This is a genomic window from Pelotomaculum sp. PtaB.Bin117, from assembly GCF_002067195.1.
Lineage (GTDB): Bacteria > Bacillota > Desulfotomaculia > Desulfotomaculales > Pelotomaculaceae > Pelotomaculum_D > Pelotomaculum_D terephthalicicum.
Window position 1 is genome coordinate 14068 of sequence record NZ_MVQM01000170.1, and the last position, 13954, is coordinate 28021.

The following is a 13954-nucleotide window of genomic DNA, read 5'->3' on the forward strand; positions in this document are numbered from 1 at the left end:
CTGAGTGGCACTATTCAACGAAAAGTGGAAAGTTATTAATTAGGCAGTGGACACAGGCGCTAGCTCACTCGATAATATCACGCGCGCGTCAACTACCAAACATTGATCAGGATAGGCTAATACCGGATTGAAATCCAGTTCACAAATCTCCGGCATTTCTTTTACTACAAAACGACAGCCGCGCCAAAGCAGCGATCGTTCACGAGAGCGTGTTGCCGTTATTTATGGAAGTAAAGGAGCAATTCAAGTATTTGAAGCACATGATCGTGATAGGCAATGCAGGCCCCGGACAGTTAAGAAGAAAGGCGTATGGAAAAACCACACGCCTCTTCTTATCCATCACGCATGCTTCAGCACTATTTTTAGATCCTGAAGCTTTTTACTTCTTTAGAAACGCCTTTCACTTCAAGAACGTGCACGGCGCAGGCAATGCAGGGGTCAAAGGCGCGGACTATGCGCACCAATTCAATCGGATTGTCCGCGTCCTTGACCGGGGAGCCCACCAGAGCCTCTTCTATCGGCCCACGCTGCCCTTTGTCATCCCTGGGCCCGCCATTCCAGGTAGTCGGCACAACTGCCTGGTAGTTTCCGATACGGTAGTCCTTAACCGTAATCCAGTGCCCCAGAGCGCCGCGCGGAGCCTCATGTAACCCCACGCCGGACCCTTCTTTAGGGACGTTAAACGGCGCGAAGGCCGGCTCTCCGGGCACCAATTGATCCAACCACCCGGACATGGCATGGGCAACCTGACCGGATTCCAAAGCGCGCGCGAAATGCCGCCCAAGCACTGAAAAACCTTTTTCCCCCAAATCGATAACTTCTTTTTGTTTATTTACAATCTGGCGGGCCAGCGGTCCCACTTCATACGGCGTTCCTTCGTAACGCGGCGCCTTTAACCAGGAATATGCGCCCTTCTTGCCGGGAGCCGGTTCGGTCATCCCTTCCCCGGGATACTTGCCGGTAGTGCTGTCATTGAACCAGGAATACTTTACTTCTTCAGTTATCTTCTTCTCGTCAACCGGCAAGAACTGGCCGTTGATATAGCGGCCGCGCCTAAACAACTGTTTTTGCCCGTCCGGATCATCTTCATCGGTCAGCCTGATCCCGCCGTAGGACAGCATGTTCTTACAGCCTGTCCCGATGCTGAACCCGTCATCGCCGTAGACTCCCGCCACCGCCAGCACATCCGGAATATACACGTCATCAACGAAAGCGGTTATTTCCCGCAGATACTGCCTGAACTGGGTGATTTTTTCAGCCGTCACCGTTTCAGTCACGCCGCCCGCGGTAAACACCGTGACGTGGGGCATTTTGGCCCCAAAGACCGCCAGCATCTCCTGCGCTTTTTTGCGGATGTCCAGAGCCTTGATGTAATGCTGCACCGCCAGGTCGTTAATAGCTTTCGGCAGGCGGTAATCGCCCTCATAACGGGGGATAAAAGGCGCCGTATCAGGACCCTTGACATAATCCAAAGCCGCCAGGTGATAAAAATGCAATATATGGGACTGTAAATAATTCGCCCCCTGGATTAAATTGCGGACGATCCTGCCGTTCGGCGGGGGCTTTACGCCAAAAGCGTCATCAAGACACAGCATCGAGGCCGTGCCGTGGGCAATCGGGCAAACCCCGCAAATCCGCTGCATAATATGACAGGCGTCGCGGGGATCGCGGCCGTTTAGAATTAGTTCGAGTCCCCTGAATAATGTCCCGCTTGACTTGGCGTCAATAACTTTTCCGCCGTCTACTTCCACTTCAATTTTCAAGTGTCCTTCAATCCGGGTTACCGGATCAATTATAATTCGTTGTGCCACTTTATACTTTTCACCCCTATCAAACTAGTATTGCCTTAACTAGCTAGTTTTCTTCTTTTCCGGAAATTCTATTTTCAGGTTCGGCACAACCGGCGCGTAAGTAACCTTTTCTTTATTCGTCAGGGGATATACGCCGTAGAAAGGCGCGCTTTGATCAGGAAAAGTAGGTTCTGAACAAGCCTGACACGGAGCTCCGGCTTTTATGCACCAGTTCACATTATTGTTCCAGCCTCGCTTATAGCAGTCCGACGTGGCCACAAAACCCTTGCAGCCCAAAAAAGCCAGACACCCTTCATCGCCGATATGCTGGGCGAATCTACCGGCATCAAAGTACTGCCGCCGGTAACAATTATCGTGAATCGGTTCAGGATAGAACATCTTGGGACGTCCGAACTTGTCCAATTCAGGGATTTTACCGTATTTCAACACATAAACAACCGTACCCAGGAAATGATCGGGATGCATCGGGCATAAAGAAAGGTTAATGACCGGTTTATCTTTAACCACTTGATTCACACCCACCACCCCGGTAGGATTGGGCGCCGCGGCGGGGATACCGCCATATGAGGCGCAGCTGCCGGCCGCGATAACGGCTTTGGCCGTCATGCCAAGGGTAGTCACAGCCTCCAGCATGGTTAATTCTTTGTTGTTTTTCTCCGCGATGGTGCAGTATACACCCTTCTCCTTGGTGGGAATGCCGCCTTCAACCACTAGGATGAACTGATTATTGTATTTTTGCGCCATTTCATCAAAAACCTCCGCGACAAGATGACCTTGCCCGGCACTAATATTAGGATGGTATCTTAAACTAATCACATCTAGCAGCACCTTTTCAATCGCCGGCTCAACACTGTTCAGCAATGAAATGGAGCACCCCGTACAGCTGGCTCCCTGCAGCCAGATTACCGGAGGTTTGCCGTCGGCCGCGAAGGCCAGTGTTTCTTCGAGTTCGGGCCCAAGCATAGTGATTAGACTTGCCCCGGCTGCCGAAGTCATGCAGAGTTTAATAAATTCACGCCGTGTTAAACCCAAATCCTTCTCCCTCCTTAAATAGTTATATAATAAATAAAAATATTAAAAAATGGGTCTGCACCTCCCGCCCAAGAAGAGTTAAATTTCTTTATCAGAAAAAAGATAACAAAAAACTTTGCCTCACTGAAAAAAGGGCAAAGTTTACCTCACTTGCAAATGAGCACAACTAAACGGTAACTGCCGATAAAACTAACGCTCACTTATAAGCATAGAATGTTAAACCATGCTCTCCTTTCCGTAACAGGAGGCATACCAGTTTCCCGGTATACCCGATGGCCGGCGGCCATGGTCAGGCATCCAAACCCAAGGTCAAGGATACATGACTCGGAGAATATTATATTTTATTTTTAATTCGCTAAAAAAAGTTTTTTCCCTTTTATTTAATAAAAAAATTTGTCGTCTGGTCAATCTCCTTTTTAATTAAACGCACCAGGGAAGGCAGTGCCTCATTGACCGCAGGGGAAAGTTGCTCACTAAAGGCGATTTCCCCCGGTTGAATACCGTAAATAACTGTCGGCGGCAATTTTCCGAGCTTGTCCGCCGCGTAAAACACCTCTTGCAGATTCAAATCGTGCAGGGAGATAATTTGCCCGGAAGAGTTAAAAGCTATTTCCTCCGCAGGTATGCGAAATATGGCGCCCGGTTCCTCCCCGGCTTCCAGGCAGTCGATGATAATGGCATAGTCGGCGTCCTCCAGCCAATACAGCAAATCAATCCCCGCCGTACCGCCGTCCACTATTTCCACATTGGCAGGGAAAGAATCTTTTTTCAGTTCGTTAACCGCGTGAATGCCGGCTCCCTCGTCACCAAGCAGCAAGTTGCCCACACCAATGACCACAATCCTTTTTTCTCCGGCCATAAAACACCTCCCCATCAACAGATGCGCGGCAGGGGTGCGCCGGCCATCATATTTAGCTGTCTGGCGCCTCCCAGCGCGGTCCTTAAATAAACATTTCCTTTCCCGGCCTGGATATCGCCGATCCGGCAGGCATACTCCGCCGACAAGTCTTGCCTGAGATATCTCAAGAGCTCATCCGCTTCTCCCGCCGCCACTACCACGAGAAATTTACCCTCGTTAGCCAGGTAGAGGGGGTCCAGACCAAGCAGTTCGGTAATGCCTTTAACATTGTCTTCCACCGGCAAAGCCGCCTCGTCCAGCCAGAAATCCACTCCCGCGGACATGGCGATTTCTTTCGCGTTGGTAGCCAAGCCGCCCCTGGTTAAATCGCGCATCAGCTTGATCCCTTTAAATCGCTTCAGCATCTCTGTAATGATTATGCTTAGCGGGGCGCAGTCGCTGACAACCTGGCTGTCCAGGCCGAGCGCCTCCCGCTGCAGCAATATGGACAGGCCGTGATTGCCCAGGCAGCCGTTAACCAGCACCTTGTCGCCGGGCTCCAAACGCTGGTAGCCCAAATTGGCCCCGGGCAGCAGGTAGCCAACTCCCGTTGTCGTTATATAAACCTTGTCCGCCTGCCCACGGCCGACGACTTTAGTGTCTCCGGCGATTATTTGCACACCGGCGTCGCGGCAGGTGCGCGCCATGGAGGCGATTATTTTCTCCAAGTCGGCGAATGAGAAACCCTCTTCTATAATAAAAGAGGCGGTCAGGTAAAGCGGCTGCGCCCCGCTTACCGCCAAATCGTTAATCGTGCCGCAAACAGCCAGCTTGCCGATGTCGCCGCCCGGGAAAAAAACCGGATCCACCACGAACGCGTCGGTGCTGATCGCCATCCGCCCCGGTTCCGAAGAAAAAACGGCCGCGTCAGTTAAACTGTCGAGCAAATCATTTTTAAAGTACCGCAAGAAAAAATCCCGCAGGAGTTGGTGGGTGAGCAGTCCCCCGTCTCCGTGGGAGAGCAAAACGATGTCCCTGTCTTTTTCTTCAGCCATTTCTTCACTCCCTGTCAGTATCTTTGCATCACCATCAAATGGAATCTATTTATTTCAGAACAGAATTCAGGCGTTCCCTTCTGACTCCTGACTTCCGATATGTATCAGCTAAACCTCCGCCTTGGGCCACTCGTATTGATAATAAGCGGCGCACGCTCCTTCCGTGGAAACCATACATGGCCCCACCGGCTGCAAAGGAGTGCATTTCCTGGCAAATAACGGGCAATCAGACGAAACTATTTTCCCCTTCAGGACATCGCCGCAGGCACAGCCCCTGGGCGGCGGGGATTCTGCAACATCAACCGGAAACCTTACAGCCGCGTCATAAAAAGAAAAACTGTCCCGCAGCGCCAGGCCGCTTTGCGGGACCTCGCCGAAGCCGCGCCATTGAACATTTACCGGCTCAAAATATTCTCTCATGATCTCTTTCGCTTTATTATTCCCTTCTTCCCGGACCAGGCGCGGGTAGCCGTTGACGGTTTCAGCCCGGCCGCCGGCAACCTGCTTCAGCAGCAAATAAACCGCCTTCATCAGATCAACCGGCTCGAACCCGGCCACAACAGCCGGCACATTATACTTCGTCGCGACAAAATCAAAAGCCCTTCTCCCCGTTACCGTGCACACATGCCCCGGCAGGAGCAGCCCGTCAATTTTTAATTCCGGATCGCTCAGCAAATTCTCCAGGACCAGCGGAACCGTCTTGTGAAAAGACAGCACCGCATAGTTTTCCAGGCCGCGGCTGCTGGCCGCGGCCACGCTTAAAGCGACGGCGGGCGCGGTAGTTTCGAAGCCGACCCCCAGGAAAACCACTTCATCTTGGGGATGTCCGGCGGCAAAGGTCACCGCCTCCGCAGGCGAGTAAAATATTTCCACCCGTGCGCCGCGAGCCCGCTCCTGTTCAAGTGAGGAGTTTGTGCCCGGCACCCGCATCATGTCCCCGAAAGTGCCGATAACCAAATCGTGCCGGGCAGCGGCAAGGGCTATAACCCTGTCTATGTCTCCCTGACTGGTGACACAAACCGGGCAACCCGGCCCGCTTCTCAGTTCCAGGCTGCCGGCCAGCAGGCTTCTTAAACCGCTTCTGGCAATCGCCATGGTATGCGTGCCGCAAACTTCCATAAATATCGCGGGCCGTCCCAAATGGCCGGCAACTTCTTGAGCCAGGGGAACCAGTTTGGCCAGTATCCTTTTGCCCAACTCCGGGTCGCGCAGTTTATTCAGCATGCAATATCTCCTCCCACAGCTCCAGGGAGATTTGAGCATCCTCCAAGTCGATTTTCCCAATCGCGTAACCCGCATGCACCATCAGATAATCTCCCGGAACGAGGTCCTCATCAATCAAAGCGATATCCACTTTCTTACGCACCCCGAAACTCTCCACAACAGCCCAACTCTCCGACCGGTTAACTTCCACCACTTTGCCCGGTATGCCTAAACACATTTTTCCCGCCACCTCCAGTGCGCAATCATGGCTTGCCCCAAAGCTATTCCGCCGTCATTGGCCGGCACCTGCCGGTGAAACAGCACTTTCAACCCGCGTGCGCTGAGCTCTTCTTTTGCAGCCCGGAACAGGTGCTGGTTTTGCCATGTTCCGCCGCTCAAAGCAACTTTATTGATGCCGGTGGCGGCAGATACCCGCTCTACCGCTTCACCGACCATGTTCGCCAGGGTCCGGTGAAACCTGGCGGATATCAACTGCACCGGCATTCCGGCCATTTTATCATTTATTATTGCCGCCAGCATTTTACCCGGGAGGATTATTCCTTCTCCAATTTCGTAAGGATAAGGTCGAATATCGTTATCGTCCGCCTGTTCCGAGACCGCTTCCCCCAACTCCACGGCCGCCTGTCCCTCATAAGTGCTTTCCCGGCATACGCCCAAAAGAGCGGACACGGCGTCAAAAAGCCGGCCGCAGCCTGAAGATAACGGGGAATTAAAGCCGCTGCTCACCATTTTTCCGATAACATCAAGATTTTTCTCCGGGAAAATCATCCTGGCGTACTCTTCTCCTTCTCCGCCCAGAAAAGCCAGCAGGTAAGCCACCGCCGTGCGCCAGGGCTGGCGGATGGCCGCCTCGCCGCCGGGCAGGGGAACATAAGCCAGGTGAAACCAGCGCTGAAAATGATCATAGTTCCCGCTGAGAATCTCAAACCCCCAAAGGCGGCCATCCGTGCCGTAGCCGGTGCCGTCAAGGACCGCCCCAAGCACTTCTTCGTTTTCCAAACCGTTTTCGGCCAGACAACTGGCCAGGTGGGCATGGTGGTGCTGCACCGCGAAATAAGCCCGCGCCGGAATTTGGCGGGCCACCCGGGCGGAAGCGTAGCCCGGATGAGCGTCATAGGCCACGATTTCCGGGGTTGCGTCAGTTAATTTGCGCATATTGAAAAAACTGGTTAAGAGATTTTCCTCTCCTGCCAGGCTGTCAATTTCCCCAATGTACTGGCTCATAAAAGCAAGGTTTTTCTTGAGCAGGCAAAAGCTGTTTTTCATCTCCCCGCCGATCCCCAGGATAACCGGCTCATCCCCGCGGCGGGACACCAGCACGGGATGCGGAACATAACCCCGCGAGCGGCGGTAGATCTGGGTTTCCCCGTCAACAACCCGGATCAGGGAATCATCGCAGCGGTTGACTATTTCTCTGTTGTGCTGAAGAAAGTAATCGGCAATGCCGCCGAGCTCGTCCGCCGCCCGGCTGTTGTCTTTAACCAGGGGCAGATCGCTGTAATTCCCGCTGGTCATGACCAGCACATCGAAAGGCCCGCTGAATAAAAGCAGGTGCAGCGGCGTGTACGGCAACATCACTCCCAAAGTTTTTAAACCGGGCGCGAGTTCTTCCGGCAAGGCCCTGTCGGGCTTTACCGGTAAATGTTTCTTTAAAATGACGATCGGCGCCAGCGGGGAAATTAATAGCTCTTTCTCTTTTTCCCCGGCCGCACAGTATTTTTGCACAGTCTCCAGGTCCCGGCACATCACGGCGAAAGGCTTGGCGTCTCTTCCTTTACGCCGGCGCAAAGCCTTTACAGCCTCCGTATTCTTCGCGTCACAGGTCAGGTGATAGCCGCCGAGTCCTTTTATCGCGAGGATGCTTCCAGCCCGCAAAACATCCCAGCAGGTTTGCAGCCAGTTTTCCTGCCCGGCTACCCTTCCCGCGTTGCTGTCCAGCACTTCCACGCGCGGCCCGCAAACGGGACAGGCTGTCGGCTGCGCGTGAAACCTTCTGTCCGCCGGGTCATGATATTCCCGGGCGCACTGGCCGCACATGCTGAAAGACGCCATGGAGGTCTTGGGCCGGTCGTAGGGAACCTCATTAATAATGGTAAAGCGTGGGCCGCAATTTGTACAGTTGGTAAAAGGATACCGATAATGCCGGTTCTTCCTGTCAACAATCTCTCTGGCGCAGTCCGCGCATATGGCCACATCCGGAGGTACGAGCGCCTCCTTCTCTTCGCCGGGGCTGCTTGGCAGAATAACAAAAGAAGTATAGCCGGCCGACGGCATTTTGCTCAGCTGGCAATCGCTGATCATGGAAAGCCGGGGCGGGTTATTTTTTAATTCGCTTAAAAAGCCGGCAATATGGTCTTCTTCGCCCTCCGCTTCGATCACAACTCCCCGGCTGGAGTTCAGCACACTGCCCTTGATCCCCCAGGCTTGCGCGAGGTTATAAACAAAGGGGCGGAAACCCACCCCCTGCACAACGCCTTTAATCACAACGCGGTAGCGTATAACTGTCTTATCCCCGGGTTGAACCTGTCGCGTCACTGCCGCCAATCCCCCAAATCTTCAGCACAGAGCCTTCACTATTTTCTCCAATTCAACAGCAAAATCCGTTTTCAGCAGTTTAAGCGGGTCTCCAAGAGCATCTTCGAGGCTATAATCAAACAATATTGAGCCTAAAAAGGGAACCTCGAAACAACTCAACTCTTCCTTTACGGCTGACTGTTCTTTTAACCGCATATTTTCAAGCACACCGGCCACAGGTATCCCAAGCTCCTTAAGCACTTGCAGCTCTTTTTTCGCCACTGCCAGGGCTACCCGCGACTGGGTGGTAACAATGAGAAACTCCACCCTTTTAATCAAACGGATAATATCCAGGGCCGGATCACCGGTACCCGGCGGCATGTCGATGATTAAGAAATCCAACTCGTTCCACCTGGTTATCGCGAGCAGTTCTATAATCGCGTTGGAAACTTCGCTCCCCCGCAGCGGGACAGGATTGTAGCCGGCAAAATAAGTAATCGACATGAACCTGATGCCGAGAACCTCCGGGGGAATAATTCCCTTGTCCTCTTCCGGGAAAACCCCTTCAATGCCCAGGATCACATGATCGGAAGGCCCGCAAAAGTCCAGGTCCAGCAGGCCGGTCCGGAAGCCCTGTTTTGTCAAGAGCAGGGCCAGGGCGGAAGCAGTCAGGCTTTTGCCGATGCCCCCTTTCCCCCCTGATACGGCGATTATTCTTTTAACATTCTCAAATCTTTTATCAATGATATTTAGCCTGGGGTCCATTATCTCTCCCCTTCGATGTAATCTATCCAGACCCCGCGCCCTTTGGCAATCTCAAAATCAGGACTGCCGCAGCGGGGACACCTCATATAAATGTGCGCCACTTCCGGAATAAAATGAATCGCTTCCGACTCTTCTTCCGGCAGCTTGCCGGCGGCATCCCGAAAATTCCACTCATTCCGACAAACATTGCATTTCAAAGTGCTTTCATCAATCTCAATATCTATCCTGGCCATATTTAGCGGTATGCTGGATAATGGCAGGACATTTTCCAGGGCAAACTTAAATATATCCAATTCTATTTGCTGCAATTCACCCACTTTGACTTTAACCATGGTTATATCTTTAAGCTTTTCTTTAGCAGCCTCTTCATTAACGGTAAACACTATCGATTCCGCCAACGCCCACTCATGCACTTTAACACATCCTTGCAGTTGCTTTAATACTTGAGTCTATTATAACCCGAAAGACTGTATACAAAAAGGATACAGCCCTTTTTTTCTAAACGCGCCCTAACGGCCGGGTACCCAATACGCGGCACAAACAAATATAATTCGACCAGTGCAGTAAAAATTCCTGCCGTCAGCGATTCATAAATATTAACCAATTAACTAATTGCAACATAAACTTACATAGTAGGATGAAATATCCATGAAAGGAGTGGACTCTAATTGTTGGCGCGACTTAAAGCCAATAAAGGCAAGAAAATTATACTTGAACTTACCAATGGAAGAATACTTAATGGCGCAGTCATAGCAATCGACCAGGAATTCGTAAGTTTTGAAACCGATAGTGGCGTTGGGACAATTCCCATCAGCACTGTCCAAATTATCTGGGAACCCTTAAAACGTTCTCTAAGCGAAGAAAATATGGAGGTTTTCGCGCAAAAATTAAGAGATTACAAGGAGCAAATTGCTTGTACCGGCGCTCAATTTATGGGCAGCGATCCACAAGCGGAAATTGCCTGCACCGGCTTTCCTGCTTTCACTTGCCGTCAGAGTTATATCTGCAGGCCACCGGATCTCTGTTCGTTTTCATTTGCCTGTCCGGGCAGATACGTTCCTGGTCCTCCCTCAGCCGGCGGCGGATGCCCGATATTCCTCTGCGGCCCATTTCAGTTCGGGCAGCCCTGCGGGCCTTTCCAATTCGGCTGCCGACCTTTTGTGTTCGGATGTGGACCCTTCCAGTTCGGGCAGCCTTGTGGACCATTTCAATTTGGGTTGCCTTGCGGACCCTTCCAATTTGGTGGTTCACAGTGCGGCGTACTAGGCGGCTTCGCCTGCCCAGGTCAGCAATTTATCGGCGTAGCTGGACCTCAGGTGGGCTCCCCAAGTGGTGCTCCCGGAAGTCCATACTTCCCCGGCGCGCAGTTTGCGGAAGCGCCGGTGCAGTCACCAGGCATGGTATCCGGAATGGCGCAGGAAACCCATATGCCGCCAATGGATTTCTCGGTTAAAGAAGATAAAGATAACAAATAATGGTAAAACATACGATTATAAATTATATCTGTCGTTTAACATTAAGAGCCCGCGGGCTCTTTTTTATACCAAACCACTATACTATATTAATCGCATTTCTCAGTACCCCGGGTCATCAACCAGTTCCTTCCGGTCAATGACCGGGGCGGCTCAACCAGCCATTCTCTCATTATATTTAAACTGTCCTAAAAGTTTTTAATAATCGCAGGTAATGATTTGCTTCCCGGAGCACATGGTCACCTAATAGAGGCAGAATAATGGATCTGATTTTACATGCTAGAATACCCTCTGTACCTTGCCGCTTGAAATCCCTTATTCTTACAGTCGCATTTAAGCTTTCCCGGGTAACCGGAGGTAAAAGAGTAACTTGGTTGTGTGTAGCCAGTGCCCTTGCTGTAAGCACATCAAACTCTTTCCCAAAATTATTGGCTATTTCAAATAAAGCCTCCTCGGTAGGATCTAAAAGACCTCTGATAAACTTCGCATGTTCGGCCATAATCCTGTTCCAAAAAGATTCCTGCTCAACTGCAAATCCTGCTATATCAACCATTACTCTTTGTTGCAATCTTGTGAGCAAAGTAACAAACAATATCGCTTCCCTGCGAATATGGTCAATTAAGAGCGGGTAATTGAATGTAAAAAGCCTACAAGCCAAAACACCGTTCAGCACTATTGTCTTAAAATTAATCAAATCTTGAGTAATGGTAATCGCTCTCTGGTTTAAATCAACAACCCGTTGAGTCAGCATTTGAGTATTTAATTGTTGCATCCCCTTAGTTAGAGCAAGTTCCGCTGTGGTAAGACTGGTATCAATGGTAATGCCGGTGAAGAATTCTGATGCCTTCTCAGCGTTTAGTGTGAACTCAGTGACTATTTCCCCTGAAGACGCAACATCAGGGCTGATAAATCCGTCGGCGAGTGACACAGCCTCTTTTAATAAATCTTCAAACTGTTTCTTGAATGCATCCGCCTGACTGGCCAAATTTGAACACACAGGCGTGAATCCTCCTTCCAGGAAGAAGGAGTGTTCCTTCATTATCCTTAAAAAGAACAGGTGCAAATCCAGTGATTGCCTGATAAAATCTTCATTGGAAAACATAACTTATCTCCTTTCACCAACCCTTACGTTAGCAGATAAACCTCTTCCTGTTATTGATAATTTGCTCCTCTTAAATTGCTAATAAGAAAGCCGTGATGTTATATATGCCACGGCTTTCCAGAAGGACCACAGACCCTTATTTACTGTTTTTTACTTCTAAAGCTGTTTGAAGGCTTTTTCTTAACCCATCAACATCTACCTCACCGCAAATTATCACAACAATACTGTCCTTAATTTCAAGGCGGCAATTGCATTCCCTCTCCTCGCCATATCCGCATCCCATTTGAATTCCCTCCTTCCGGGTTGAATTATCTGGTGCACCTCGGTCTAAAACATAATATGTTTTTCGAGTGGAAATGGTTAATAATACCATGGGAAACTATTCCTGAAAGGTGACTTTTGGTCTTGATGTTTTGATGGGGTGTCATTTAAACGCCCCTAATTTTGCGGCAAGGTAAAAAAATCTTCGGAATTATCTTGCTTTTTTCTGGGAAAAGTGTATACTGTTGTTATTCGCCTCATTTGAGGTAGTATTAGGAGGTAAGATATTTGACAGGTAAAGTAAAATGGTTTAATGCGGACAAAGGCTTCGGATTCATTGAAACCCCTGAAGGGAATGACGTTTTTGTTCACTTTTCCGCAATTCAGGCAGACGGCTTCAAAACACTGGATGAGGGACAGAATGTTGAGTTTGACATCGTTCAGGGTAATAAAGGGCCGCAAGCAACCAACTTGATAAAATTATAGGATAAAAGATTTCTTTTATATATAATTGTATCGATTAGAACAGCCGGAACAACCGGCTGTTCTAATTTTTACCTTTCTCTCACCGGGTGACGAATTGAGATCGGGTTTATACCGACACCCCCAGTTAAAACAAAGGGATGTTCTAAGGTGGAACACCCTCGGCTAAAGCTACTGTGTTTAAGGTCTCCCATCTTTTTGCCAGTTTAATCTATAAATAGCTCCGTTTCACACCGATAGCGCGGTAGCTCTGGCTCACGGCAATGCAATAGAGAAGGCCTTTGCTCCTGTAAAGTGCTATTAGTCACTCTGTACCAGCGCCGGTGCCAAGCCAGTGAGCAAAAAACTTGATAAACAACTTATATTCTTAAGGTAATATGCAATAATAAATAAAAAAAGATGGGGAAGGTGCAATCTTGAACTTAACAAATTTAACCAATATTTTTTCAGAACAGCAATTGAATAAAATGAATTGGGGAGAGGCATTAGGATTATGGGATATCACCAGATTTAAGGTAATTGGGTTAACTCTGATAGAGAGCTATTTAGCTCAGGCTAAAGACATTGAACTTAAAAATTCAATAAATAGTGGTGTCGAAATGCTTATTATTCCCCACATAGAAAAGTTACAGAAGTTTATGCACAAAGAAGGGATAGAGGTACCTTCTGTACCTCAACGGAAAAACCTTGATATTATAGGAAAGCAAATTGAACCCAATACTATAATTCAAGATGATGAGATTGCCAACAGTCTAAGAGAAGTCTACAGGCTTGGATTGAACCTCGATATGCGGGCATTAACCTCTTCAATAAGGGATGACGTCAGAAACCTGATTTGGAATATCTTGACCGATGATTATAAAGGTTTTGATGCAATGATAAAACTTCACAGAAAAAAGAACTGGCTCAGTCCTCCCCCGACCATATAAATTAAATCCAGATTTGATGATTAGGATTATTTCATCATACTATATTTTTGTTTTTCATAAGATAATGGCAACAGCTTCCAGTCTCGGAACCCTTTGCCATTGCTTAATTTCATTGGTGCGCCCGGAGAGACTCGAACTCCCGACACGCGGTTTAGGAAACCGAGAAAACCCTTTTGGAGCAGTTTGGACTTTTTAGGAAAAACCTTGCAAATCGAGGGCACTGAAAAAGCCACTATTTTATAAAGCGGTGGCTTTTTCAGCGCATATATATTCATTTAAAAATCAATCTGAACATCAAAATAGTATTGAAAATAAAATAAGCTGCAACATTATATCGCTTTTAGTTCGTTTAATTTCACGATTCTTTTTACATTCACCACAAAGGCCGTGAAATAGGTTTGTAATCGCATAGCGACAAGGCCCACGGTATCTGCTCTATCAAGACCGTGGGCCACTTTCATTTCACCG

15 protein-coding genes and 1 riboswitch are annotated in these 13954 nt (G+C 49.3%); of the genes, 3 read left to right on the forward strand and 12 right to left on the reverse strand.

From position 1 onward, the window contains the following. Window positions 1-39: 39 nt before the first annotated feature. The 10 genes from A4E54_RS15825 to hypA form a co-directional block, all read right to left on the reverse strand. Window positions 40-156: an acetate--CoA ligase family protein gene (locus A4E54_RS15825; RefSeq protein WP_240084741.1), complete on the reverse strand. Its 117-nt coding sequence runs from the start codon at window positions 154-156 to the stop codon at window positions 40-42. A 206-nt stretch (window positions 157-362) separates the two neighbouring features. Further along, window positions 363-1811 carry a nickel-dependent hydrogenase large subunit gene (locus tag A4E54_RS14125; RefSeq protein WP_240084740.1) on the reverse strand — a complete coding sequence of 483 codons (1449 nt, stop codon included), beginning with the start codon at window positions 1809-1811 and terminating at the stop codon, window positions 363-365. A gap of 39 nt (window positions 1812-1850) precedes the next feature. Continuing rightward, window positions 1851-2843 (reverse strand): hydrogenase small subunit, encoded by a 993-nt coding sequence (locus A4E54_RS14130; protein ID WP_240084739.1) that lies wholly within the window; start codon window positions 2841-2843, stop codon window positions 1851-1853. A gap of 212 nt (window positions 2844-3055) precedes the next feature. Further along, window positions 3056-3185, reverse strand: a riboswitch (molybdenum cofactor riboswitch). Window positions 3186-3219: 34 nt separating this feature from the next. Continuing rightward, window positions 3220-3702, reverse strand: coding sequence for a HyaD/HybD family hydrogenase maturation endopeptidase (locus A4E54_RS14135; protein ID WP_240084738.1), 483 nt, complete (start codon window positions 3700-3702; stop codon window positions 3220-3222). A 14-nt stretch (window positions 3703-3716) separates the two neighbouring features. After that, complete coding sequence (hypE, locus tag A4E54_RS14140) at window positions 3717-4736, reverse strand: hydrogenase expression/formation protein HypE (RefSeq protein WP_240084737.1); 1020 nt, start codon at window positions 4734-4736, stop codon at window positions 3717-3719. Window positions 4737-4844: 108 nt separating this feature from the next. Further along, window positions 4845-5960, reverse strand: coding sequence for a hydrogenase formation protein HypD (gene hypD / locus A4E54_RS14145; RefSeq protein ID WP_240084736.1), 1116 nt, complete (start codon window positions 5958-5960; stop codon window positions 4845-4847). After that, on the reverse strand, window positions 5950-6177 hold the full coding sequence (locus tag A4E54_RS14150; protein ID WP_240084735.1) for a HypC/HybG/HupF family hydrogenase formation chaperone: 228 nt from the start codon (window positions 6175-6177) through the stop codon (window positions 5950-5952). The genes hypD and A4E54_RS14150 overlap by 11 nt, the downstream gene beginning before the upstream one ends. Next, on the reverse strand, window positions 6168-8495 hold the full coding sequence (gene hypF / locus A4E54_RS14155; RefSeq protein WP_240084734.1) for a carbamoyltransferase HypF: 2328 nt from the start codon (window positions 8493-8495) through the stop codon (window positions 6168-6170). Before hypF ends, A4E54_RS14150 begins: the two co-directional genes overlap by 10 nt. A gap of 21 nt (window positions 8496-8516) precedes the next feature. Then, window positions 8517-9239 (reverse strand): P-loop NTPase, encoded by a 723-nt coding sequence (locus A4E54_RS14160; protein ID WP_240084733.1) that lies wholly within the window; start codon window positions 9237-9239, stop codon window positions 8517-8519. Continuing rightward, entirely contained in the window at window positions 9239-9652 is a 414-nt protein-coding gene (gene hypA / locus A4E54_RS14165) for a hydrogenase nickel incorporation protein HypA (RefSeq protein WP_286726489.1), read from the reverse strand. The genes A4E54_RS14160 and hypA overlap by 1 nt, the downstream gene beginning before the upstream one ends. A 258-nt stretch (window positions 9653-9910) precedes the next feature. Between hypA and A4E54_RS14170 the strand changes: the two genes are divergently transcribed. Then, complete coding sequence (locus tag A4E54_RS14170) at window positions 9911-10714, forward strand: hypothetical protein (RefSeq protein WP_286726490.1); 804 nt, start codon at window positions 9911-9913, stop codon at window positions 10712-10714. Window positions 10715-10889: 175 nt separating this feature from the next. Here A4E54_RS14170 and A4E54_RS14175 read toward each other — a convergent pair whose 3' ends face one another. Next, window positions 10890-11813 carry a DUF2935 domain-containing protein gene (locus A4E54_RS14175; protein WP_240084730.1) on the reverse strand — a complete coding sequence of 308 codons (924 nt, stop codon included), beginning with the start codon at window positions 11811-11813 and terminating at the stop codon, window positions 10890-10892. Between the two features lie 136 nt (window positions 11814-11949). Next, window positions 11950-12096 carry a hypothetical protein gene (locus tag A4E54_RS14180; protein WP_240084729.1) on the reverse strand — a complete coding sequence of 49 codons (147 nt, stop codon included), beginning with the start codon at window positions 12094-12096 and terminating at the stop codon, window positions 11950-11952. 266 nt (window positions 12097-12362) lie between these two features. Here A4E54_RS14180 and A4E54_RS14185 point away from each other — a divergent pair, with 266 nt between their 5' ends. Both A4E54_RS14185 and A4E54_RS14190 read left to right on the forward strand, forming a co-directional pair. Further along, window positions 12363-12560, forward strand: a complete 198-nt coding sequence (locus A4E54_RS14185; RefSeq protein WP_240084728.1) for a cold shock domain-containing protein — start codon at window positions 12363-12365, stop codon at window positions 12558-12560. A gap of 413 nt (window positions 12561-12973) precedes the next feature. Beyond that, the gene (locus A4E54_RS14190; protein ID WP_240084727.1) at window positions 12974-13486 is read left to right on the forward strand and encodes a DUF3231 family protein; all 513 of its coding nucleotides are present in this window, start codon (window positions 12974-12976) and stop codon (window positions 13484-13486) included. The last annotated feature ends 468 nt before the right edge of the window (window positions 13487-13954 follow it).

What these genes read in the sequence shown, in the direction of transcription:
- A4E54_RS14135 (WP_240084738.1), bottom strand. Translation starts at nt 3,702, where the DNA reads ATGGCCGGAGAAAAAAGGATTGTGGTCATTGGTGTGGGCAACTTGCTG.
- A4E54_RS14175 (WP_240084730.1), bottom strand. Translation starts at nt 11,813, where the DNA reads ATGTTTTCCAATGAAGATTTTATCAGGCAATCACTGGATTTGCACCTG.
- A4E54_RS14160 (WP_240084733.1), bottom strand. Translation starts at nt 9,239, where the DNA reads ATGGACCCCAGGCTAAATATCATTGATAAAAGATTTGAGAATGTTAAA.
- A4E54_RS14180 (WP_240084729.1), bottom strand. Translation starts at nt 12,096, where the DNA reads ATGGGATGCGGATATGGCGAGGAGAGGGAATGCAATTGCCGCCTTGAA.
- A4E54_RS15825 (WP_240084741.1), bottom strand. Translation starts at nt 156, where the DNA reads ATGCCGGAGATTTGTGAACTGGATTTCAATCCGGTATTAGCCTATCCT.
- A4E54_RS14150 (WP_240084735.1), bottom strand. Translation starts at nt 6,177, where the DNA reads ATGTGTTTAGGCATACCGGGCAAAGTGGTGGAAGTTAACCGGTCGGAG.
- hypD (WP_240084736.1), bottom strand. Translation starts at nt 5,960, where the DNA reads ATGCTGAATAAACTGCGCGACCCGGAGTTGGGCAAAAGGATACTGGCC.
- hypE (WP_240084737.1), bottom strand. Translation starts at nt 4,736, where the DNA reads ATGGCTGAAGAAAAAGACAGGGACATCGTTTTGCTCTCCCACGGAGAC.